General features: G+C 50.1%; 21 protein-coding genes. 10 read left to right on the top strand and 11 right to left on the bottom strand.

Going from position 1 to position 23,791, the window contains the following annotated elements; all coding sequences use genetic code 11:
• Nucleotides 1–66: 66 nt before the first annotated feature.
• On the bottom strand, nucleotides 67–1,698 hold the full coding sequence (locus L6H65_RS23520; protein WP_236345901.1) for a M56 family metallopeptidase: 1,632 nt from the start codon (nucleotides 1,696–1,698) through the stop codon (nucleotides 67–69).
• Between the two features lie 11 nt (nucleotides 1,699–1,709).
• On the bottom strand, nucleotides 1,710–2,087 hold the full coding sequence (locus L6H65_RS23525) for a BlaI/MecI/CopY family transcriptional regulator (RefSeq protein ID WP_236345735.1): 378 nt from the start codon (nucleotides 2,085–2,087) through the stop codon (nucleotides 1,710–1,712).
• Nucleotides 2,088–2,402: 315 nt separating this feature from the next.
• Between L6H65_RS23525 and L6H65_RS23530 the strand changes: the two genes are divergently transcribed.
• On the top strand, nucleotides 2,403–2,966 hold the full coding sequence (locus L6H65_RS23530) for a hypothetical protein (protein ID WP_236345738.1): 564 nt from the start codon (nucleotides 2,403–2,405) through the stop codon (nucleotides 2,964–2,966).
• Between the two features lie 504 nt (nucleotides 2,967–3,470).
• Here the strand turns inward: L6H65_RS23530 and catR are convergent.
• A complete protein-coding gene (gene catR, locus L6H65_RS23535) occupies nucleotides 3,471–3,797 on the bottom strand; it encodes a catDE operon transcriptional regulator CatR (RefSeq protein ID WP_236345755.1) in 327 nt (108 codons plus the stop codon).
• Nucleotides 3,798–3,987: 190 nt separating this feature from the next.
• On the opposite strand from catR, the gene L6H65_RS23540 reads away from it, so the two are divergent.
• From L6H65_RS23540 to L6H65_RS23555, 4 genes are all read left to right on the top strand, one after another.
• On the top strand, nucleotides 3,988–4,758 hold the full coding sequence (locus L6H65_RS23540) for a dioxygenase family protein (protein ID WP_236345759.1): 771 nt from the start codon (nucleotides 3,988–3,990) through the stop codon (nucleotides 4,756–4,758).
• 273 nt (nucleotides 4,759–5,031) lie between these two features.
• Nucleotides 5,032–6,744: an alpha/beta hydrolase family protein gene (locus L6H65_RS23545; protein ID WP_236345776.1), complete on the top strand. Its 1,713-nt coding sequence runs from the start codon at nucleotides 5,032–5,034 to the stop codon at nucleotides 6,742–6,744.
• A gap of 22 nt (nucleotides 6,745–6,766) precedes the next feature.
• Complete coding sequence (locus L6H65_RS23550; RefSeq protein ID WP_236345779.1) at nucleotides 6,767–7,669, top strand: ABC transporter ATP-binding protein; 903 nt, start codon at nucleotides 6,767–6,769, stop codon at nucleotides 7,667–7,669.
• Nucleotides 7,659–8,474 carry an ABC transporter permease subunit gene (locus L6H65_RS23555; RefSeq protein WP_236345795.1) on the top strand — a complete coding sequence of 272 codons (816 nt, stop codon included), beginning with the start codon at nucleotides 7,659–7,661 and terminating at the stop codon, nucleotides 8,472–8,474. Before L6H65_RS23550 ends, L6H65_RS23555 begins: the two co-directional genes overlap by 11 nt.
• A gap of 217 nt (nucleotides 8,475–8,691) precedes the next feature.
• Here the strand turns inward: L6H65_RS23555 and L6H65_RS23560 are convergent, their stop codons facing one another.
• Entirely contained in the window at nucleotides 8,692–9,579 is an 888-nt protein-coding gene (locus tag L6H65_RS23560; protein ID WP_236345798.1) for an MBL fold metallo-hydrolase, read from the bottom strand.
• 246 nt (nucleotides 9,580–9,825) lie between these two features.
• A complete protein-coding gene (locus tag L6H65_RS23565; RefSeq protein ID WP_236345800.1) occupies nucleotides 9,826–10,617 on the bottom strand; it encodes a PaaX family transcriptional regulator C-terminal domain-containing protein in 792 nt (263 codons plus the stop codon).
• A gap of 342 nt (nucleotides 10,618–10,959) precedes the next feature.
• Between L6H65_RS23565 and L6H65_RS23570 the strand changes: the two genes are divergently transcribed.
• Both L6H65_RS23570 and L6H65_RS23575 read left to right on the top strand, forming a co-directional pair.
• Nucleotides 10,960–12,420: an aminotransferase-like domain-containing protein gene (locus L6H65_RS23570; protein WP_236345803.1), complete on the top strand. Its 1,461-nt coding sequence runs from the start codon at nucleotides 10,960–10,962 to the stop codon at nucleotides 12,418–12,420.
• A gap of 35 nt (nucleotides 12,421–12,455) precedes the next feature.
• Entirely contained in the window at nucleotides 12,456–13,391 is a 936-nt protein-coding gene (locus L6H65_RS23575) for a D-alanine--D-alanine ligase (protein ID WP_236345806.1), read from the top strand.
• Nucleotides 13,392–13,531: 140 nt separating this feature from the next.
• Here the strand turns inward: L6H65_RS23575 and L6H65_RS23580 are convergent, their stop codons facing one another.
• Nucleotides 13,532–14,428, bottom strand: coding sequence for an alpha/beta fold hydrolase (locus L6H65_RS23580; RefSeq protein ID WP_236345809.1), 897 nt, complete (start codon nucleotides 14,426–14,428; stop codon nucleotides 13,532–13,534).
• A 92-nt stretch (nucleotides 14,429–14,520) separates the two neighbouring features.
• Nucleotides 14,521–15,102, bottom strand: a complete 582-nt coding sequence (locus L6H65_RS23585) for a TetR/AcrR family transcriptional regulator (protein WP_236345812.1) — start codon at nucleotides 15,100–15,102, stop codon at nucleotides 14,521–14,523.
• A gap of 298 nt (nucleotides 15,103–15,400) precedes the next feature.
• Here L6H65_RS23585 and L6H65_RS23590 point away from each other — a divergent pair, with 298 nt between their 5' ends.
• A complete protein-coding gene (locus L6H65_RS23590) occupies nucleotides 15,401–15,961 on the top strand; it encodes a guanylate kinase (protein WP_236345825.1) in 561 nt (186 codons plus the stop codon).
• Nucleotides 15,951–17,174 (top strand): deoxyguanosinetriphosphate triphosphohydrolase family protein, encoded by a 1,224-nt coding sequence (locus L6H65_RS23595; protein ID WP_236345876.1) that lies wholly within the window; start codon nucleotides 15,951–15,953, stop codon nucleotides 17,172–17,174. The genes L6H65_RS23590 and L6H65_RS23595 overlap by 11 nt, the downstream gene beginning before the upstream one ends.
• 155 nt (nucleotides 17,175–17,329) lie before the next feature.
• Here L6H65_RS23595 and L6H65_RS23600 read toward each other — a convergent pair whose 3' ends face one another.
• The 4 genes from L6H65_RS23600 to L6H65_RS23615 form a co-directional block, all read right to left on the bottom strand.
• Nucleotides 17,330–18,019, bottom strand: a complete 690-nt coding sequence (locus L6H65_RS23600) for an ABC transporter permease (RefSeq protein WP_236345879.1) — start codon at nucleotides 18,017–18,019, stop codon at nucleotides 17,330–17,332.
• A complete protein-coding gene (locus tag L6H65_RS23605) occupies nucleotides 17,997–18,935 on the bottom strand; it encodes an ABC transporter ATP-binding protein (RefSeq protein WP_236345881.1) in 939 nt (312 codons plus the stop codon). The genes L6H65_RS23600 and L6H65_RS23605 overlap by 23 nt, the downstream gene beginning before the upstream one ends.
• 91 nt (nucleotides 18,936–19,026) lie before the next feature.
• Nucleotides 19,027–19,995 (bottom strand): sensor histidine kinase, encoded by a 969-nt coding sequence (locus L6H65_RS23610; RefSeq protein WP_290370467.1) that lies wholly within the window; start codon nucleotides 19,993–19,995, stop codon nucleotides 19,027–19,029.
• Complete coding sequence (locus L6H65_RS23615) at nucleotides 19,996–20,697, bottom strand: response regulator transcription factor (protein WP_290370468.1); 702 nt, start codon at nucleotides 20,695–20,697, stop codon at nucleotides 19,996–19,998. It abuts the gene before it with no gap.
• Nucleotides 20,698–21,145: 448 nt separating this feature from the next.
• Between L6H65_RS23615 and L6H65_RS23620 the strand changes: the two genes are divergently transcribed.
• On the top strand, nucleotides 21,146–22,900 hold the full coding sequence (locus L6H65_RS23620; protein ID WP_236345884.1) for a proline--tRNA ligase: 1,755 nt from the start codon (nucleotides 21,146–21,148) through the stop codon (nucleotides 22,898–22,900).
• Nucleotides 22,901–23,791: the final 891 nt, after the last annotated feature.

Genomic DNA, 23,791 nt, shown 5'->3' on the forward strand with positions numbered 1-23,791 from the left:
TGTCTGTAGAGCTGAAAAACCCGCTTACAGCGGATGAAAGCGGGTTTAAGCTGCCGTCATTTATGTCTATTTTAGTATTTCGTCAGCAGATATGGAGTTGGGGGTGTTGTTGCGGTATACGCTTACTTCATTGTTGGCCGCAAGCAGCTCATGCTCGGGGGACATGACATTATTGTAGTAGTCTTTGAGATGTTCTTCCGTGATATAGGTGATGTCTTCGAGCACAATGATCCACTTGCCATCCTCTTTTATGACAGGACGCTCGTAAGCAGGAACATGGCCAAGGTGGAGGAGCTCTACAGCGACATAGGCATTGTAATTGGTGTCGTTTACTTTCTCGATTCGTTTGATCGTGTAGCCTGTCAACGTATCGCTTGATCTCGTCAGATTTGGGCTTGTGAACAAAGCTTTTGTAATTCGTTCCTGATCCTCCCGGTTATAACGAAGATCCTTGGAAACCGCGAGAGCGGCCTCGTAATCGGCATAATTGACTGTTGCATTGTAGTAAGTATGAAGCGTGTCCATCACAGCTTGCTCATCGGTAGTTAGGGGAGCTGCTGCTTTGGCGCCGGTGAGTGCCAGGAATGCAACCAATACAACGGTCAAAACACCGACTACTGACCATTGATAGGGGTTTTTTCTCAATGTGATCATGGAAATTCTCCTTCTCAAGTAGCCTTTGTAATGTTTATTCCCGAACATCCCTATCATATTGCCAGGCGAAAGGGTCGAGCTATGGCCCCTCCAGAACTGAAGCATTTTAATGAGTGTGGTGGCGTAAGCGCGTTTCTCTTCCGGGGCAATTCGGGTTAGCGCCAGTGAGTCGCACGCCAACTCCTGATCCTCTCTTATGGAACGCTCTGCAAACCAAAGCACCGGATTAAACCAATGCAGCAGCAGCAGAAAATCCAACACTCTATTAACAGCAAGGTCCTTTCGCTTAATGTGCGATAACTCGTGAAGAAAAATATATTTCCAATCGACAGGATCAAGCCCGTTATTCAACGCTCTGGGCAGCAGAAGTGTCTGTTTGCGAAGACCGTAAAGACTAGGTGATGCAACCAGATCCGTTTCGAGCATGTGTACATCATGATCAATGCCTAGTTTAACACGGCAATGTTGCAGCAACTGCATTCGTGACTCATCCCTGCAAAGGGTCGCTTCTTTTTTCAACAGAAGGGTGAATTTTCGTTGAATTAGAAGTCTGTAGGCAACAGCTGCGAGGAATCCCGCCATCCACAGCAGCGCCAGTCCATTCCACCATGAGAAAGCAAAGTCTCCTTCTCCGGCAGACCTATATGGATGAGTAGATGCTGGAGCATTTGAAGCAGCGGCAGTAGCAGAAGCATCAGAAGCATCAGAAGCATCAGAAGCACCAGAAGCAGACGAGCGTGCAATTGCTTCTGTATTCGCATCCTCCTGCCAGTGCCAACCCGCTGCGAAATCAGGAGCAGCCCCTATGCCATCGGTTGCAGCAGACAAGGCAGTTTCTTGGGGCGGAATGAGATTAAATACGCTCCATTCACTCTCTGGGGACCAGGGGATGAGCAGTCGGACGAGCAGCAGCATCCACAGCAGATAGCCCCAGCGCGGCGACAATCGTTCTCTCAAAAGGAGCTTGGCCAGTACAATAAAGGCGACAACAACAATAGACATAATAGACAACGTTAGAACAGTCGTAAAAATGGTTGTCAGCACATCCAGCAAAGCTAAGGCCCCCTTTTATCCAACAGATCTTTCAACTCAGCGATATCCTGCTCGGACAGCTTTTGCTCGCTTAGAAACTGTGCCAGCAGTGGCTTGAGCATATGGCCCCGTACTTTCCTCATAAAGGACTGGGCCTCTGTTCGTACGCCCTCCTCCTCTTGAAGGAGCGGGTAGTAGGTATATATTCTGCCTGTCTCATCAATACCGACTGCGCCCTTCTGAACGAGCCGTGTTATTAATGTGCGGATTGTTTTGGGACTCCAATCGGAATGATCCTTGAAGGCAGTTATTATTTCATTGGCTGTCATTCTCTTCTGGGACGACCACAGCACCTTCATAATCTCCCACTCGGATTCCGTAATTCGCGGCTGCTCCTGCATAGGCCCCTCCTTGTAAGTTTCTATTGACTACAATTGTAGTATATATGAATATTACAGTTGTAGTCACTAATTGTCAACTTAAAAAATATTTCCCCACGACGTCTTAAAGCGATCAAGACAAGTCAAGTCGAGTGCAGCGGAAAGTCCCTCTCTTCCATAATGCCTGCAAGGAGCAAGGCAGTGTACAAGAGCTTCCGAGAATCAAGCTGGACTTGAAGCGAAGGGGTTGATAGATTGACGAGCACTTGTTACAATCCAATATGTGGATAATATTGTGCAGTACCCCTCAATGATTTGTGGTAAAGGAGACGCCAGATGAAAAAATATTTTTTGACGGCCATACTGCTTATTCTGGCACTAGGGTCTCTTGCTGTTATTAACACCTCTCATACTCCAAAGCCAGTGGATACCTCCAACCTTGGGAATAGTCCGCAAGAAGCGATTCAAAATGCAGCGGACACTTTCGATACCGCTGGTCTCCAATTCGAATTGAATGGCATTGTTCACGAAGACAGGAAAGATCCCTTAAACAGACTTTTTTTTGCAATGGCGGATAGAGATCATTCTAGTTATTTAAATATATTGCTGACAAAGCAGACGACCGATTTGGAATGGGAAGCGTTCATAGGTGGGGGAGCGCCAATCATTTCTGGCAAAGAGATGACAACACAGTTTACAAGCTTCGGGGATGTGCAAATATGGTGGGGTACTATCTTTAATAAGGATATTCGTACGATAAAAGCTAATAATCAAACAACCGAGATATTTGAAGCTGTGCCAGGGGTGAGAGGGTGGTATCTTCTTCTTCCATACCATGCATTGGATAGTGTTCGGGCTTACGACAATAATGAGACTTTACTTTGGGAAGAGGAAATTTAGGACTTAGAAAACAAAAAAGAACGCCGACGGGCGTTCTCAGGCTGTTGAAAGGTCAATTCAGGCATTCGCTGTAAGGTGGAAATACCGCTTTACAGCACGGAAAAGTGGAGCGAGATGCGCTGTAAGGCTGAAAAACCTTCTTACAGATGACAAAGCGTCGTGAAAACCTCTTCGGCTATCGCTGTAAGGTGGAAATACCGCTTTACAGCACGGAAAAGTGGAGCGAGATGCTCTGTAAGGCTGAAAAACCTTCTTACGGATGACAAGGTGTCGTAGAATCCTCTTCGGCTATCGCCGCAAAGCGGAAATACCTTGTGACAGGAAGGAAAAGTAACGCGAGGTCCACTAAATAATCGAGATGGAAGCGAAGGCTGATACAGCCCCCGCCCCGCCGAGAAATGTCTCCATGGACTTTCTTAGCAGCCTGAGAACGCCGCCGTCATGCAACGCCACACCGCGCGCTGGGAGCTGCACGGCCGGACCCGGCGGCGTTCTTTTTATGCTTCACGGGGCAGACGGAAAATCGACCCACTGCTCGGCCCAGCTGCTGATTTCTTTGAAGAGCGGGGCAAAGGCTTTCCCCTTATCGGTTAATTTATATTCAATGCGGACTGGTGTTTCGGGATAGACATCGCGTTGTATGATCCCTTCGGCCTCTAACTCCTTCAACCGTTCCGAGAGAACCTTGCCGCTCAGGTTCGGCAGCGAGTTCTCGATCCAGACGAAACGCTGTGGGCCGGATTGCAGCTGGTACACAATCTTCGCTGTCCATCGTTTGCTGAGAATTTCGAGCGCTTTCTCAAATCGAGGGCATAATTGTGACTGTTCCATCGTTATCACCTCATTTGTATGTTCATATTATAGCCTCTTCGCCCCAATTAAACAATCTAACCAAACTAAATTTAGTAACTTGAATTAACTAAATTAATAATATAGTCTAAGTTACATAAAGTAAGCGAAAAAAAGCCAGCAGTAAAAGTAAGCAGTAAAGGCAAGCAGTATTGTATAGGGGGAAACGCCGATGATGCCAGCATTATTTATTAACCACGGAGCTCCGACGTTAGCACTTGCTCAGTCGGACTATACCGGGTTTCTGCAGGAGACGGGGAAGCGGCTTACACCGAAGGCGATTGTTATGTTCAGCGCACATTGGGAGGAGCGGGTAACGACGATCTCCTTCGCAGATGGTCCGCTGGAGACCATTTATGATTTTTACGGATTTCCTGATGCTCTGTACGAAATCACCTATCCGGCGCCTGGTTCGCCGAAGCTGGCCGAGAGGCTTGAGGGCGTATTCCACAAGGCTGGTATTCCAACGGAGCGGGATAACAAGCGAGGCCTTGATCACGGCTCATGGATATTTCTGAAGTATATGTACCCGGAAGCCAACATACCGATTGTTAGCGTGTCGGTGAATCCTTTTCTGCCGAATGAAGAGCAGTATCGAATCGGTGAAGCGCTTCGCGGCTTAGGAGCAGAGGATATTCTTGTTATCGGCAGCGGGACGACGGTGCATAATTTCAATGAAATCAAGATGGGCCAGCAGCATCCTGAGCAATGGGCGGTTGAGTTCGACGATTGGATTGCCGACAAGGTGGAGAATCGGGATGTGGACTCGCTTGTGCAGTATGACCGCCTGGCTCCGCATGCATCGCGGGCTGTTCCGAGAGCGGAGCACTTCGTGCCGCTGTTTCATGCGATGGGAAGTGCAGCTTCAGCTGTCACGAAACCGAAGGTGCTCTACAGAGGATATGAATACGGTACGTTCAGCTATAGCTGCTTTGAGTTCTGATTCTGAATAGAAGGAAGAGAGCCGGATGGGGGGTTAATCCTCCAGACGGCTCTTTTGCTTTGTAAGGATCTGCATCGGACAAAGTAATTTGATACAATAATTGGAGATCTGTGTTTCCTTTGGACTTCGACAAATACGCTCGGCTGTTCGCCCGGAAAGGGATGCTTTTCTATTCTTAAAAATATTTCTTGCAGCAGTGAACATTATCCGCAGCTTGACCGTCATACGACTAACAAACCATAACGAATGAATCATTTAAGGAGAGATGATCCGTTGAAACGTAAACCAATGCCTATGAAGAAAGCAGTTGTCGGTGCCTCGCTAGTCTTGCTATTATCTTTGCCAGCAGCAGTCAGCGCAGCACAGGACGTGCTGCCGAATACGGCAGCATCAACCAACAATAATGCCCAAACAGAGCAATCGAAGCAGATTCTAGTTCCGGCTAAAGCGGTAGCGGAATCGCTGGGGGCAAAGGTGAAATGGGATGCCAAGAGCAAGCTTGTCACGATCCAGCGCGGTGAGAATGAGCTGGTGCTTACGGTCGGCAAGTCGCAGGCGGCAATCGATGGCAAGCCAGCAGACATAGGTCACGCGGTCGTCATTAAGGATGGGAGGGCGATGGTTCCACTAGCGATCATCAATGCTGCATTTGGAACGGCTGTTAATTGGGATATCGCTGCAGGAACGGTCAGCTTCGAGACGGATGATTATGCAGGATTGGCTGGCTATTATGTGTACAGCTTATTCAATGGCCAGCATGATGTCGTTCTATCGCTGATGAATGAGGAGCTGAAGAAGGCTCTTCCAGAGGAGCGGCTTGGTCTGCTGGTTCAACAGCTATCGGCTGTCTATGGTCAGCCGAAGATGCAGCAGTCCCTTGCTGTTGGAGTTAATGGCGTACATACGAATGTCAGCATGGCTTATACAATGAAAGGCGCTTCGCTAGATTTCACGATCCGATTCGATGCGGACGGTCGGATTGACGACCTTGCCATCAATCCGATGAGCGTAACGGCGGCATTCGGCAAGCCGGCGTACGATAGGAACAATTATACGGAGCAAGAGATTGTCATTGGAGAGGGAACCTTTGCCCTTCCGGGCACTTTGACATTACCTCAGGGTGAAGGGCCTCATCCTGTCGTCGTGATGGTTCATGGTTCAGGACCGCATGATCGTGATTCGACGATTGGAGGCGCGAAGATTTTCAAAGATATTGCGGTCGGTCTGGCCTCGCACAACATTGCAGTATTGCGCTATGAGAAAGTAACGAAGGAGCATACCTTTAAAGTATCCGCTCAGCCGAAGTTTACGTTGAAAAATGAATCGGTTGATGATGTTCTCCAGGCTGTGAATTTGTTGAAAAACACACAAGGGATCGACCCTTCCCGCATCTATATAGCAGGACATAGTCAAGGCGGTTATGTAATGCCGCTCATACTGGACGGTGATCGTGAAGTGGATATTGCAGGAGCCATTCTTCTATCAGCGCCTAGCGAGCAGATGACGGATGTATTGATCGAGCAGCAGAATAATGCTTTGGCGAGACTGCAGCAAGCCGGGCTGCCGGAAGAAATGCAAGCCGCGCAAAAGCAGGCAGTCGCCGTATGGACAGGCATCGCTGAGCTTGTGCAGAACAGCAGCTACTCGAAGGATAATCTGCCGCAGAACTTCCCGATTCCTCCCGCATACTGGTGGTATGAGCAGCGGGATTATGTACCGGCCGAATTTGCACAGAAACAAACAAAGCCAATGCTGATTCTGCAAGGAGAGAATGACTGGCAAGTATCGATGAAGCAATACGAGGGCTGGAAGGAAGCATTGAAAGCGCGGAATGACATTTCATATATCTCCTACCCTAAAGTAAACCATCTGCTTGTTGAATACGACGGCGTGTCCGTAGGCATGGAATATAATAATCCGGCTCATGTTTCGGCAACAATCATTAAGGATATGGCGGAATGGATCGGAAAGGGCAAGTCTCAATAATGAGATAAGGAGAAGTTAAAGCATGATACAAGTTGACGGCGTGGCGAAAAGCTTCAAAGGAAGGGATATTCTGCAGGATGTATCCTTTTCCGTTGGGAAGGGGGAGGTCGTCGGATTGCTTGGGCCCAACGGTGCAGGCAAAACGACGATGATACGTCTGCTGAATGGCGTCATCTCAGCGGATACCGGAACGATAAGGGTGAATGGGCTGGACCCGCTCACTGACGGGGACAATATTCGGAGAAACGTCGGAGTGGTAACGGAAAGCGCCGGATTGTATCCCGAGATGAATGGACGGGAGAACCTCCTCTTTTTCGCCAAGCTGTACAATTGTGTGGACAAGAAACGGATTGATTGGCTGCTGGAGCTGCTAGGTTTGAGCAAGCATGGCGATAAACCGGTTGGCACGTATAGTACCGGTATGAAGAAACGGCTGGCAATCGCCAAGGCGGTGCTGCATGAGCCGGCGCTGCTGTTTCTGGATGAACCGACCAATGGACTGGACCCTGACGGCATCCTGGATGTAATTGGTTACTTGCGCAAGCTTAATTATGAGCAAGGTACAACGATATTAATCTGCTCGCACATTTTGTATCAGCTGGAGGAGGTGTGCAGCTCCTATCTGTTTCTGGAGAGGGGGCGGATTATAGAACGTGGAACACTGAGGGAGCTGGAAGCCAGATATGTTGAGGAAGTCATACTGAATGTAGAGACAGGTTTCAATGGGGCAGGCAATCAAGCGGCGGGATATCCATTCACAGCTATAGGCGATGGCAAGCTGCAATTCAAACTGCCCTCCAAGGAGCATATCCCTGGACTGCTTCGTTCGGTTCTGGAAGAATCGTGGGTCCATTCAGCGGAGATTATGAATAATGATCTGGAAGCACTGTATTTCGAGGTGAGGAGGCGTTCCAATGAATCGTAATCACATTATGGCAATCGCCTCCAAGGATATGAAGATGATTTGGAAGACGAGCAAGGTGTGGATTGGCCTGGTTATTTTGCCGCTTATAATGGGGGTTATTATTCCGGTTGTTGCGGTTCTGGTCGGTCGTTCCATTGATCCTGCGGATATTAGCGGAGGACTGGTGCAGCTGATTGGAGAAATTTCATTCAGCGGAGCTGGCGAGACGGATACCCTCAATCATAAGCTGATCCTCTTTATTGTGAACTTTATGCTCCCGCCGTTGTTCATGCTCATTCCTGTCACCAACGCGATGATGATCGCAGTGAACAGCTTCGTTGGCGAGAAGGAGAGCAAGACGCTGGAGAGCCTGATGCTTGCGCCGCTGTCGATTCGGGACCTTTTCGCGGGCAAGCTGTTGGCATCCTTCATCCCCTCTTATGGGGCAGCTCTCGGAAGTTTTGTACTGTGTGGGATTGTTGTGAACGTGCTGGCGTATCCGTTATTTCAAGGACTGGTATTCCCAAGCGTCAATTGGATCGTACTGATGCTTTGGGTAATACCGGCGTTCACGCTTACGGCGATTCTCTTCAGTGTACTGGTGTCCGCCAGATCCAAAAGCTTTCAGGAGGCGCAGCAGATTGCCGGAGTTGTTGTGCTGCCTATTGTCGCCCTGCTGGTCGGGCAAGCGACAGGTGCGCTGCTGATCAGTCCTTTCATTATGGGCATTATCGGCGCAGCGCTAATGGCGGTAAATCTCGGCCTGCTGGTCTTCATCGCCAAGCTGAATCAACGCGATCAGCTTTTTGAGACGCAGGTGCAGTAACGAGCAACGGGTAACGAGCAGTCAATAACGAGCAACCAATAACGAGCATCCAGTAACGAGCAACGAGCAACGAGCAGCCAATAACGAGCATCCAGCAATCAGTAGCCGGCATCCAGCAATCAGCCGACAATAAGAAGGACCGCTAGTCTCCCGACATACATAGGGCGACAGCGGTCCTTCTGTTTCATTTTCCACATCTGCATCTCGTGAGGAACTGTTACTTCAAGAACACATAAGACATTCCTTTGGCCTGATCCAGCTCTGCTTTATCCACTGCAAGCTCATCAGCCTCGCTGCGCTCTGTAATGCCAAGCTCTGTCAGAATAGTCTCTACTGCTTCCGGTGTGAAATGAAGAGGAGAGACGATTTTAGGCTGCAGCTGTTGAAGAACCTTGACAGTCTTGGCAGGCGTGAAGCCATTTTCGGTGACATCGGAGAACGGCAGGAACACGACATCCAGCTTGCCGAGCTGGGTCAGCTGCTCTTCTGTCAGCTCATTCTGGGCAAGATCGCCCATATGAGCAATTCTTAAACCATCAACCTCGTAGACATAGATGATATTGGATGGCGCATCTGGCATGAAAATGGAGGAATGTCCAGATGAAACCCCTGTTACCACAACATCCTTAACCGTGAAGGTTTCTACGGTTTGCTGTGACAATTTAAATTCCCCGGCTTTCTTGCTCTCCGCAAGGTAAGTCTCGTCTGTGTGATCATAGTGATCATGAGAGATGGTCACAATATCGGCTTTAATAAGTCCAGTTGTCTCGGTCGGCATCGTATTAGGGTCTGCTACGACGACCGTGCCGCCTTTGGAGACGATGCCGATGGAGGTGTGCCCGCCATCGCCGTTCTTATTGAGCGTGATGCTCTTCATTAATGTTTTGCCGGAAGTATTCGCTAATGTGGTTGTATCGATAGGCGTTGCTTCCTCTACAGGAGGCTCTTCGGCAGGGGGAGGATCATTCTTTCCTTCTGCAACAGGAGTCTCCTGCTTTACTTCGTTCGTGGGGGTATTCTCATTTGCGTTGTTCTTGCTGGAGCAGCCAGCTGCCAGAACGAGCGTAAGGCTGAGAGCGATTATGGTGAGCTTTAATTTGGACATGCGTAAATCCTCCTAGTCATTTCGTTAGTCTGTTTTTGGGCAGCATGAAGAAGCCCTTCTCAGGCAGCAGCGGCAAGTCCGACTCTGCAGGGAGTCCTGTCGCTGTTACCATGAGGGATATCATGCCGGTTGCTTCTTGGGGGCATTATTATTTACTATTTAATATCTATTACTGTACTGGAAGACCCTCTTTGAGAAAGACAGATACCGCTAATGCTCGCTATGCTCACCCCCTTCAAGCTGTGCCTAACCCTTCATTAATGGGTAATAATAAGCATCCTCTGGAACCTCATGATGCAGGACGGAGAACGTACGGTAAAGTGAGTCGAGCAATTGCTGTCCCTTCCAATCCGGCGGCAGCAGCTGGGCTGGCAGCATAGGATCAAGAATGACATACGCACTCATCATTTCCCCTAGCTCCAGATAGCTGATGAACAGCTGCAGAGCGTCGCCTTCCCCCTTCAGCCGCTCAATCTCGGGAACAAATTCCTCGTGAAACCACCGCAGCTTCTCGTTCTGAGCAGCGCGAACATCCTCTAAATTCCACATTTTGGCTGCGAGCTCAGGTGTCATGGAGAAGTGCTGAAAGGTTCCTTTCATCTGCGTAACATTGTCCGCAAGCTCCAGATTGGCGGTCAGCCGTTCCACCTCGTCAACGTAATTCCATGGCGAGATGTACGTGTTCTTGTACAAAGCGGCAAACCCCAGATTGATCAGCGCATTGCGAAGCTGATAACGCTTGGACCGCTCGGAATCGGGAATTTCGAATGTCACGAGCTGCCATTGTCCATCCCATTGGTTCCCGTAATTAAACCCTTTGCCCGCGATGGCCGTTAACGTACGCCGCCCATGCTCTGTAATGGAATAGTTGGAGCGCTCGACTGCCTCGATATAACCGAGACCCTTCAACCGTGACACGACATTGCGGACGGATTGCTGCGAATAGCCGCGAGCGGTATAGATTTCAATGAAACGCTGAACGGTAATCGATGGTACGCAAGTAAGAAGAAACAACATCTGTTTATCAATGGATAACATATTATACCTTCTTTATACTATTATTTTTCCGTTTCGTCAATAATTGATTATAAATTGTTGGTGACAATGTGACAGCCGTTATTATAGCGCAGCTATCTTCTAAATAACCATTCCACAATCAATTAGTCAACCCAATTGTTAAATACCGCCTAATTAGTTGAACCGGCGTTGAGATGTACCCGACTTGCCGCAGCTTCATGCGTTAAACTAAGTGTTGTCTTCCATCGCAGTCAGCGGGGCGGGGGCTGTATCAGTCCTGCCACTGGGTGAGCAAACGGCTGGTTGCGTGGATCTTTTATTCACTGCCGCTTTATGCCATGATAACTGCAGGAGAGTGATGGGATGTTTACTGATTTCAAGCTGATGGATGATCGTCCGGTCTATATCCAGGTGAAGGATTACATGAAACGGTTGATCACCAAGGGCGCGCTGCAAGCGAACCAGAAGCTCCCATCCACACGTGAGCTGGGCATGCTGTTGAACGTCAGCAGGAATACAGTGGTGGCGGCCTATGCCGATCTGGAGGAAGAGGATCTCATTTATGTGGAGAGGGGAAAGGGTAATTTCGTTACCCCATCTGCGGTTGGAGTGACTGATGCCGAGGCTTTGCAAGTCTCCTGGCAGGTAGACTGGAAGCAGCATTTGAATGAGCTGGCACGGACCGCCGAGGAAGAGGACATTATGAAACGCGGCATACGCTCGGCGCAAGGGATGATCTCCTTCACGAGCATCGCCCCAGACGAGAAGCTGTTTGATATGAACAATTTCAGAAGGGCGTTTCTGGATCGGATGTCATTAGAGGGCGATATCGTCTTGAACTATGGCTATGCAAAAGGCTATAAGCCGCTCATCGATTATTTGCTGCGCTATATGGAGAACAAGGGTGTCGATCTGGCAGGCAAAGATATTCTCATTACGAATGGCTTCACAGAGGGACTGGATATTGTTCTGTCATCATTGAACAAGAAGCACGGCCGCATCCTGTGCGAGAATCCCACCCATCATACTGCGCTCAAAAATTTCAAGCTGCACGGCTTCGCAATTACCGGCGTGGATATAGAGCCCGATGGTATAAGCCTTCAGAAGCTGGAGCTGGCATTGTCTCAGCAGGCATTCGATTTGGCCTATCTCGTTCCTTCCTATCAGAACCCGACGGGAATCGTCATGTCTCACGAGAAACGAATTGCCGCTGCAAGGCTGCTTGCCCGCCACGGAGTCCCGATTCTGGAGGATGGCTTCAACGAGGAGCTGAGATATTCCGGTTCTCATGTGGCGCCTTTAATCGCTTGCGGCGGCGGGAGCAACAGTATTATTTATGCAGGCAGCTACTCCAAAATCCTTTTCCCAGGCCTTCGGGTCGGTTGGCTGCTGGCGGATAAGGAGCTGATTGATTATCTCGTGAGCGTCAAGCGGGCGCGTACTATTCATACGTCGACGCTGGATCAATCTGTGCTTTACCAGTATCTCCATAACGGATATTTCGAGAAATATCTCAAGCGCGCGAAGGCCGAGTATAAAAGAAAATATGAGCTCGCCGTTCAATGCTGCCACTCGTTCATTCCTTGCCAGCGTTTGTCCGGCGATGGCGGCTTGCATCTGTTCCTTGAATTTGAGAAGGAGTTTGATACGAGAGCATTGCTGGACAGCTGCCGTGACAAAGGGGTCATATTCACCCCGGGAACGATCTTCTACACCGATGGCGGCGGGAGCAACACGATGCGTCTCGGATTCTCGCGGGTGGCCGACGAGGACATCATTAAGGGCACAAAGCGCATTGGAGAGGCTGTACTTCAAATGATGTGAGAGAAAGGAATCGAGCTGAAAGGAAAGGGATTGCAATGAGAGTAGGCGTCATAATGGGCGGAGATTCATCAGAACGGCAGGTGTCCCTGATGACAGGACAGGAGATGCTGTCCCATCTGGATCGGGACAAATATGACCCTTATCCGATTGAAATCAATAACGGCAGCGAGCTAGTCGAAGCGATAAGGGACGTCGACGTGGCGCTGCTTGCGCTTCACGGGAAGTATGGGGAGGATGGCACGATTCAAGCCACACTTCATTCTCTTGGTATTCCTTTCACCGGGTCAGGCGTGTTGTCGAGCGGACTGTGCATGGATAAGGATATCGCCAAGAAGCTGATCCGCTTGGAGGGCATCCACACGCCGAACTGGATGATGGTGGACAGTCGAATGGCAGAGCTGGATGGCAAAGCTCTTGCAGGTAAAGTTCGTGAAGGGTTAGAGTATCCTGTTGTTGTAAAGCCGAATTCGGGCGGTTCCAGCATCGGTGTTCAAATTATTCATAGCGGCGAGGAGCTGCAGTCTGCTCTGCAAGAAGCGCTCCGATGGGATGATTCTGTCATGATTGAGCACTATATCGGCGGACAGGAGATAACCTGTGCAATCCTTAACGGCCGGATGCTGCCAGTACTATCGATTGCATCCTCTTCGGACTTTTTTGATTATACGTCCAAATATACCGACGGCATGGCTGACGAGCAGGTCATCCATCTGCCGCCCGAGATCGAAGAACGTGTGCGTGCTGCTGCGCTCGGCTGCTGGCATGCATTGAAATGCAGCGTATATGCCAGAATTGATATGATTCTGCGTGACGGCATCCCCTATGTGATGGAGGCCAATACGCTGCCTGGACTGACCAGCGCCAGCCTGCTTCCGAAGAGTGCGAAGGCGGCTGGAATATCGATGAGCGAGCTGCTGGATTCCATCATTGAACACTCCCTGCTGGAGAGAAGGCGCGAGAGAGGGAGCTGATAGAGCAAGGGTAGAGGGGGCCGATAGGGAGCCAGGGAGAATGTTCGGAAGGGCAGGGGACAGAGTACCCGAATCCCCGCCCTCAGTTCCGAATTCCCGTGTCCTCAATTCCTCAACTCCCAAACTCCCAAGTTCCCGAATCAGGAGAAGTCTGCTCTCACTGTTTGGAGGATGGATGTCCAAATACTCTCGTCAGATGTCAAAAAGTGCCCAGCGCCGGGGAAGCTGTGAAAATGCGCATGCCGCATCCGATCGGCCAGCTCCTTCGCATCCTCATAAGGCGCCATGCGATCGGCCTCGCCATGCCAGAGATGCACCGGAATGGCAATATCTTCGACATCGAAGCCCCAAGGCTGGGTCAGCAGCCGGGTTTCGTAGAGCATTCCATCTACACTCACACGATAAGCTTCATGGAGATGAATGAACATTTCATTTAATTGCTCATCGGTTTGGACATACTGCTTGTCCCAATCGGACAGATGACTGTTGCCCTTTTTCATCAAATCCAGAAACTTGTCGGGCTTGTTCAGCATCATTTTTCGCTGCGATTGAAGGGCCGGCTTGAGCAGCCACGGCGCGTGCCTGCCCAGCCAGAACACGGTTCTGTTTTCTTTGATCATCGCTTTGGATGGCTTTCCGTTGACGAAAGGCGTTGCGCTTGCGACCATCGTTACATTTCGCAGCCGATCTGGAATGGCATAAGCGCATGCTGCTGCATAGACGCCGCCTCCTGACGCGCCCAGAACGGCGAACTGCCCGATGCCAAGCTGGTCGGCAAGCTGTACAATGTCATCCGCCCAGTGAAGCAGACTTCTGCCGGGCTTGTTGTCTGACGTGCCGAAGCCTGGCCGGTCTGTGGCGATTAATCGAATGCCCAGCGATAATGCAATATCATCCTCCTCCGCATACCATATTTTCGAGCCCGGCGTCCCGTGGAAAAGCATAACAGGAATTCCGCCGCTTGCCCCGTATTCCTTATAAGCCAGCTTGCGGCCGTCCCGCATATATATAAAAGACGCAGCTTCTGTCCTCATCATTATATGTATTCCTCCCCAGTCAATGAATTAAATTAAACCGACTGTCCGGTCCAATTCCGATCAAAAAGAGTGACTGATTCTCATCAGCCAACTTATCGTGCGCGTACTCCGTTCAGGAATACATCAATGCTTTTAATATGGAGCCGCTTGATCTCTTTAATATCGGTCTCATAGTACAGAGTACCAAGCCCGCCCAGCATCCCGTGCAAAATATACATCAGATCGCGCGCATTATCCGCCTGCAGCTCGCCCCGCTGAATGCCTTCTTCGAGCACCTTCTCATACAGATGGTAGGAGGAGCGAAGCATGCCCAGCAGATCATTCATCATGTCCTGATCGATAATCTGACTGGTCATGAATTCGTTGGCAACGCCCATAAGGGGGTTCTCGAAGTCATCGGCAAAATGCTCGGCCAGCGCATACAGCTTCTCAACAGCCGTTGAGCATTGTCCTTCCTTGAGCGCCCAGGTCTCGTTCCAGGCTTCAGCCTTGAGCTTGATGACATGGAGGAACAGTGCTTCCTTGCTCTTAAAATGGTAATAGATGCTCCCCTTGCTGCGACCGGTGGCTCGACAGATCTCCTCCATCGATGTCGCGGCGTAGCCCCGCTGTATGAATAGCGTTCCTGCTTGGGTCGCGATCTCCCGCTTAATCAGCTCTACCGGTTTTCTCAACCATCATCAGCTCCCATGAAATAAAACCGACCGTCCAGTCTAGTAATAGAATATACGTCTGCTGCGGCAATTTCAAGCTATTTCTGCATCATGATGCATCGTTGACTGCCAACATCGTATTGCACCAACGAGCGCTGGGAGCTGCGCGCGGTGCACAATCTTGGGAATTGCAAGCTGTTCCGAATACTCATGCTGTGGGCATCATTCTAAAGCCTGAAACGCCGCGTGACAGCGGGCAGCAGGAACGGCTATGATAGTGTCAGACGGGTTAACTAACGGTACGCGGAGGGTCTGCATAATGTCGTTTAAACTGATTGTTTTCCAAGGTCCCAGCGGATCGGGAAAAAGCACGCTTCAAGCTATACTAGGCCTGCCTCGCATCGTCACATGGACATCGCGCGCGCCAAGGCCAGGCGAGGTGGACGGGCAGGATTATCATTTTGCTGGCAGAGAGCAGCTGGAAATGATGTACGAGCAGCAGAAAATGCTGGAGATGGCAGAGTATCAAGGGAATTATTACGGAACCTCGATTGCCGCTATCCAGAGCGCGGCAGACAGATCCGAGCCGAGCGCTATTGTGATGGAAGCGGGCGGCGCGCAGCAGATCAAAGCGCTGCTGCAGGATAAGGCGCTGATCATCGGCGTGACGGCAAGTATGGAGCAGTGTCGACAGCGTCTTATTAATAGAGGGACGTCTGCTGCGGAGCTGGAGCGCAGATTGCGGACCTATGAGGAAGAGATTAGGAGCTTGATGCTGTGCGATATCGTCATTCACAATTCGGACGGCAATCGGATGAAATCAGCTGCGATTATGAAGCTAATTGGACAAGGAATGGTGGGTACAGCGAATGAACTATAATGAACGAACATTGGACTATGTGAGGGCGTCTCTTGCCCGGTCGCAGCTTCTGGATTTCCGCCTCCATGCGGATCAGGATGACGGTCGTGTAAGGGATGAGTATTCGAGGGATTATGCGCGCGTATTGTATTCCTCCTCGTTCAGGCGGCTTCAGGGAAAAATGCAGCTGCTCGGCATTGACCACAACCTCTTCTTCCGTAATCGTCTGACGCACAGCATGGAGGTTTCTCAAATTGCCAGAGGAATTGCGATTGATCTGAATATCGGCAATACGTTTGTCGTGGAAGCCTGCTCGCTGGCGCATGATTTGGGCAACCCGCCCATCGGCCATTATGGAGAGCGGGTGCTTTGCGAGCTTGTAGCTGATATTGGCGGATTTGAAGGCAATGCCCAGACGCTCCGTATTCTACGCAAGCTGGAGCAGCGCCATCATGCCTACCGGGGAATGAATCTGCTGTTCCGCACCCAGCTTGGCGTGGTGAAATATTTTAGACGCTATGATCAGGGCGCCAATAGCAAATTCATCTATGATGAGGACTATGAGGATATCCGGATGAATCTGGAGATGCTTGGGCTGGGCGAGCAGGAGGCGCGCACGATCGAGATGGAAATTATGGATCTGGCGGATGAGATCGCTTATGCGGCGCATGATCTGGAGGATAGCTTAAGCCAGAACCTGTTCTCCGTCGATGAGCTGCTGTTTGAATTCAGTGTCGCCAAGGATTACGGGAATAGCTATGAGACGTTCGAGGGGATGGTGAACAGGTGCAGGGAGTTCGCGCGCAAGGGCGAAGGCTCACGCTCCTCAGAGGAATATTCCTTCCTGTTCCGCAAGGAACTGACATCAACCATCGTGAATACGCTTATTCGCGATATTGCCTACCAGCCGCAGAAGCAGGGACTCGGCTTCACGCAATTCGGCCTGCTGTCCAAAGGACTTAAAAAACTGGTGTTTCAGCTCATAAACCGCAGGCCTTCGGTGCATATTTATGAGCGGAAGGGAGAGAAGGTGCTGCGCGGGCTGTACGAGGTTTATACCGATGAGCGGCTGAATCCGCAGCTCATGCTGCTGCCTCCCGAATACCGGGGTTATGCCACCGATGAAGAGCGGCGGCGCAATGTTGTCGATTTCATCTCGGGCATGATGGATCATTTTGCAATGCAGGAGTTCGGCAAGTATTTTGGCAGCAGCGAGCTGGATAAACTCGTATGAATAGATGAGAAGGCCGTCCCAAACCGTAGCTGTGGTCTACGGCGGGAGGGCCTTCTTGTTTTTAGATGGGGGCTGCGCTCGGCATCCATTGCGCGGTGCAGCGTTCCGCTGAGCATGAGAATGTCCCATGTATGTTCCCTGCGCGATATTCCCTGCTACGCGATATCCGCGCTATTGATGTTGCGGATGGAGAAGAAGGCGATTAGAAAGCCGATAGCCGCCGCAGCCAGCGGAATTGCGATAATGGAGCTGACGTTGAAACCTTGATTGTTGGAGCTGAAAACAGCGACGATCAGGATGGACGAGATAATAGTAGCTGGAACCGACTTTTTGCGCATGCCGAAATAGATAGGAATGAGGCACATGCCGGCGGAAGCAAGCGCATAGACAGTCATTCGGATCAGCTCTTCAACGATGAGATCGGACGTTAATGGAGCAGCAACGAATTCGAGATAGTGATTCACGATCAGAAAGCCGCAGACGTCGATAATATTGGAGACGAGTGTAGTCAGAAAGGTGACAGCGCTAATAATAATAATCTTGGCCAGCATGAGCTTGGTCCGTTGAACGGGATAGGTGAACAGAACAGTAATTGTTTTGTTCCTATACTCGTCGATAATGAGCTTGGCGATCAGGACTGAAGCGAAAATAATGAAGGTGGCTCTGACGAACGTGCTGATGGCCATTAGTGCTTCCGCCATATTGGGAAATATGATTTCCCCTGCTTCCTCGGCGTAGGGTAGAATGCATACGAATGCAATGATGAGCAGGTTGGCAATGACAGCGCCCTTCAAATACCAGCCCAGATTGCCCTTTCTCAGCTCAAGCCTGATTAAATGAAGCATGTGCTTGCCCTCCTTCGATTAATTGCATGAAATAGTCCTCCAATGAGGTGTGCCGCTTGTTAATGGATTCGATCGCGATATCACTCATTACGAGAGTTTTGGAAATTTCCGCTTGCGACAGCTCGGTTTCGTAGATGCGGATTGTCGATTCCCCGATAATTCTGAAATTAGTCAGGCTCAGCTCATTCTCCAGCACATAGGCAGCCCTCTTAATGTCTGGTGTCACCAGCTCCATATAGACGGTATTCTGCCCTCTAAGATCATTCATGGCGATCTCTTCGATGAATCTGCCGCCGCTGATGACGCCAATCGTATCGGCAATTTGCTCAATCTCCCCTAGAATATGACTGGAAATCAGCAGCGTCATTCCATACTGCTTGCTCAGCAGGCTGAATAAGCCGCGAAGCTCTTTAATGCCGACAGGATCGAGACCGTTAATCGGCTCATCGAGTATGAGCAGCTCCGGCTTGGTGGCGATTGCTCTGGCAATGCCCAGCCGCTGCTTCATGCCGAGAGAAAAGTTGCACACCGCCTTGCCGTCCACATTAGTCAGCTGAACCAGCTCCATCGCCTCATCAATGGTCTTCTTATTGTGCAGTCCCATGTACTGGCAATGCAGATCCAGATTGTCCCGCGCTGTCAGCTTATCGTAGAAAATAGGATATTCGATAATGCTGCCCACCCGTTTGAAAAGCTCATACGAGGAAGCGGTCAGCTTCTGGCCGAACAATTCGATCTCGCCGCTGGAGGGCTTGATCAGGTTCAGCAACATTTTCATAACCGTTGTTTTTCCCGCGCCATTGGGACCCAGGAAACCGTATATTTGTCCCTTCTTTACCTTCATATTCACATTGGAGACAACCTCTTTGCCTTGGAACAGCTTGGTCAAATGCGTCGTATTTACAATATAACTCATGTGCAATCTCCTTCTCTCTTTGGCTGATAATTATATTGTAAGCCGTTGCGCTTTCATATTTGTTGCTCAATTCTTAAGAGAATCTTACGTCTTACGTTGCTGATAGATCAGTCTGGTAGACGGCGCGCTGAAGCTTGACTGTGAAGCTGGTCCGTTCGTAAGGCTTGCTCTGCACCGTAATCTCGCCGCCGAGATTATCGACCAGCCGCTTCGTAATCGTAAGTCCAAGTCCGCTTCCCTGGAAAGCCTTGTTTCGGGAATCTTCGAGTGTATACATCCGCTCAAAAACAAGGCTTTGATGGCGTTCATGAATGCCGCGCCCGCGATCCCAAACCTCAACATAGAGGGCTCCCTCATCATCGCTTCTCAGCGTCAGCCCAATTACCCCTCCGTCGCGGCCATGCTGAATCGCATTGGCGAGCAGGTTGTTCAAGATCCGGTTCAACGATTCCTCATGGCTGTAGACATAGATGGGGGCATCGGGTATTTCTATCACTGCTTCAAGGCCTTGCGAGTAGGCAGATTCATAGAACATGAGAATATTATTCCTGCATAGCTCATTCATCTGAATGATCGTTGGCGGAAGCTCCGTATCCCCAGCCTCCAGCTTGGCGAGATCGAAAAACTTATGAATCAGCTCCACAATTTCCACAGCCTTGTCATTGACCTTGGTCAGCAGTCTCGTCTGCTCCTGCGGATCGTTAATCCGTTGATGCAGAAGGGTTTCGACATAGCCGAGAACGACTGTGAGCGGAGTTTTGAGATCATGGGAAATATTCGAGAGCATTCGCCTTATTGCCTGTTCGGTATCCTTGTATTGAGCAATATGCTGATGATTATGGTCCAACAGACGGTTAATCGCGTTGAGCAGCTCCTGCAGTTGTTCATCATCGGTAACGAGCAGCAGACGTTCTGACGAGCTGTTTGTCAGGATGCTGTCCAGCTTGGTTCGCACATACTCCAGATTATCGTTTCGTTTTCTCTTCGCTCTGAGCTGGGCATAGTTAAGGAGAAGCAATAGCAGGATAACGACGAGCAGCAGCGTAATCGTCATCGTCATCTAGTGCTCTCCCAACTTGTAGCCGATTCCCCACAGCGTCTTAATATATTGGGGCTCGGAGGGGTTGTCTTCAATCTTCTCCCGCAGCCTGCTCATATGAACATTAATGATATTCTCATCTCCGTAATACTCGTCATTCCAGACCGAGCGGTAGATCTGTTCCTTGGTAAAAATCTTCTTCGGGTTCGTAATGAACAGCTTCAGCATATACAGCTCCTTGGAGGTGAGCTTTAATTCGCGGCCGTTCTTGCTCACGGTCAAGTTGTCGAGGTTCATCGTAAGCTCGCGGACATGCACGATATTTTCCTGCGCGCTCTTGCCCCCATCGGAATAGCGTGTCGCGCGTCGTATTGCCGCTTTTACTCTGGCCAGCAGCTCAATCATAGAGAACGGCTTGGCAATGTAATCGTCTGCTCCGAACCCAAGGCCGAGTGCCTTATCCACGTCGCTATCCTTGGCCGAGATAATAAGAATTGGAATCAAGCTTTTCTCCCGAACCCGTCTCAGAATATCGATGCCGTTCAGCCTGGGCAGCATAATATCAAGCAGTATAAGAGAGAAGGCGGCATTCGCCTCGAAGATGCGCAGCGCTTCCTCGCCCGTCGTCGCATGAACAACTGTGAAGCCTTCCATGCTAAGATAATTGTGAACCATTGCGCCGATTTCGAGATCATCCTCTACCAGCAATATTTGCTCTGACATGTCATCCATCCTATCTCTCTAGCATTCATTCGAGTCTATGTTATCATTTCCCGACATGAAAAGTAATGTGCCGATTTAACTTGACTCTTGTCTCAATATGATATAAATTAATCGAAACATTTGCATAAGGAAATGGCTGTGAGCAAGGAATCATATTTGAATCCGGTCGTTACAGAGAGGAAGCCCACTGGCTGCAAGGCTTCTCGAACCGATCCAATATTTCCCGCCTTGTGAGCTGTAATGGTGAAGCATTGTTTCTGCAGGTTCTGCAGCAGTGCAACCATTACCGGATACTGATCCGTTATCGAAGTAGAGGGGCATGAGATGCATCATGCTCGAATTAGGGTGGTACCACGAACACATTCGTCCCTGGCGAGTGTGTTTTTTTGCGTTTAGCGTGCCCAGCGAGACGCTAGCTCAGGAAGTAATGAAAAGGAGGGTTCATACTATGCGACAAGAGAAGCTGTTGATCCCAACCTTGCGCGAAGCGCCATCGGAGGCGGAGGCAATCAGTCATCAGCTGCTGCTGAGGGCCGGATTTATTCGGCAGGTTGCAGCAGGGATTTATACGTATTTGCCGCTTGGCTTGCGGGTATTGCGGAAGGTGTCTGCGATTGTTCGTGAGGAGATGGAGCTTGCCGGAGTCCAGGAGATTCTAATGCCTGCGATGCAGCCTGCGGAGCTGTGGCATGAATCCGGACGATATGAGGTGTATGGACAGGAGCTCATTCGGTTCCAGGACCGCCATCAACGGGAGTTCGTGCTTGGTCCCACACATGAGGAAGTCATTACGGCATTGGTCCGCAATGAAGTCAATTCCTATCGCAAGCTTCCATTGACGCTATATCAGATTCAAACGAAATTTCGCGATGAGCGCAGGCCGCGCTTCGGTCTGCTGCGCGGCAGAGAGTTTCTGATGAAGGATGCTTATTCCTTCGACAGCAGCTGGGAAGGGCTGGATAGCTCGTATCGGTCCATGTACGATGCATATTGCCGCATTTTTGCCCGCTGCGGCCTGAATTATCGTCCGGTGGAGGCTGATGCCGGAGCGATTGGCGGCGAGGGCGGCACGCATGAATTTATGGCCCTCGCCGATATTGGCGAGGATACGGTCGTCTCCTGCATGAGCTGCGACTATGCCGCGAATTTGGAAAAGGCGGAGGGGCATTCAGGCGAGGCGGACCCTAGTTTGCTTTTGCAGGTTGAAGGGAATGCGGAGGCAGGGTCAGCGGTGAATAAGCAAGGCCAAGCCGCTGCGGGTGCAGGTCATTACGACAGATTGCATACGCCCGATACGAGAACGATTCAGGAACTCGCTCAATCTACGGGTATGGCTGCCAGCAGTTTCGTGAAGACGCTGATCTACCTGTGCGATGAGAATTATATTGCTGTGTTGGTCCGAGGCGATCATGAGGTGAATGAGATCAAAGTGAAGCATGCGCTGGATGCGGAGAATCTGGTTCTGGCTGATGCGGCAGCGATTGAAGCGATAACAGGAGCGCCGACAGGCTTCGCAGGACCGATAGGGCTGTCCATTCCGATACTGGTGGACAGGAGCGTAGCTGCTATGAAGACCGTCATTGTAGGAGCCAACGAGCAGGACTACCATCTGCGCAATGTGCAGCCTGGAAGGGATTTTTCGTTGCGGATTATGGGAGATTATCGCAATGCGACAGAGGGGGATTGCTGTCCCCGCTGCGGTGGAGGACTCGTATTTCATCGGGGCATCGAAGTTGGCCAAGTGTTCAAGCTTGGAACCAAGTACAGCGAGAAGCTGGATGCCAAGTTTCTGGATTCAACAGGCAGGGAGCAGCTTATGATCATGGGCTGCTACGGAATTGGAATTTCCCGTATCTTGTCCGCTGTCGTGGAGCAGCATCATGATAGCGGCGGCATTTTATGGCCGAATGCCATTGCTCCGTTCTATGTTCACCTTATTATGGTGTCGGTTAAGGATACCGAGCAGGTTCGGCTGGCGGAGGAGCTATACCGTCAATTGAAGGTTGCGGGGGTTGAAGTGCTGCTGGATGATCGTGATGAACGTCCAGGGGTGAAATTCAAGGATTCGGATCTGATAGGGATTCCGATTCGAATTACAGTCGGCAGACAGGCTGCCGAAGGCTTGGTCGAGTATCGTGAGCGGCGAACCGCGGAGCAGATCGTAATTAGCGCGGATACAGTCGTAGCAAAGGTTACCGGATAACAATCACCGATAATATTCATCTGCAATTTGGGGGACTGGCGATAGCTGTAATCAAGCTGCAATTAAGGTCATCTCGCCGTCGTCTGTATCAGTCGCCTCTCCCACCGTATTAGTGCTGCATATCGTAGGTTGAATAACGGATAACGGGACTAGTGTAGAGTGCAGCAGATAGAAGGATGTAGAGTAGAGAGTAGAGAGTAGAGAGTAGAGAGTAGAGAGTAGAGAGTAGGGAGTAGGGAGTAGGGAGTAGGGAGTAGGGAGTAGCAAGTAGCAAGTAGAGAGTAGAGAGTAGAGAGTAGAAAGTAGAGAGTAGCAAGTAGCAAGTAGCAAGTAGCAAGTAGAGAGTAGAGAGTAGTAGAGAGTAGAGAATAGAGAATAGAGAATAGAGAATAGAGAATAGAGAATAGAGAGTTGCTATAGCAGCATGTATCCGTAGTACAATCGCTTTATCGTACTAGCAGACAGACCTAGCGAGCAGAGAGTTCCTTTCTATATAAAAGCCAGGCTGTAGAGAAAGTCAGCCCAGATATTCGCTGTTTATGGCTGAAAAACCGCGTTACAGCTCGGAAAAAAGGAGCGGGGCACGCTGGAAGGCTGAAAAACCCGCTTACAGCTGACAAAGCGTCGAAGAATCACCTTTGGCAATCTCCATAAGGCTGAAAAACCGTGTTACAGCTCGGAAAAAAGGAGCGGGGCACGCTGGAAGGCTGAAAAACCCTCTTACAGCTGACAAAACGTCGAAGAATCGCCGTTGGCAATCTCTATAAGACGGAAAATGCAATTAGAATAAAAAGTGGACACCTCGTAACGTTGGACAGATAATAATCCTAATAAAAGGTGAGGTGTTCACAATGGGGAAAACGAGGCAGCATTATAACGACGAGTTTAAAT

It is taken from the genome of Paenibacillus plantiphilus, from assembly GCF_927798095.1.
GTDB lineage: Bacteria > Bacillota > Bacilli > Paenibacillales > Paenibacillaceae > Paenibacillus_Z > Paenibacillus_Z plantiphilus.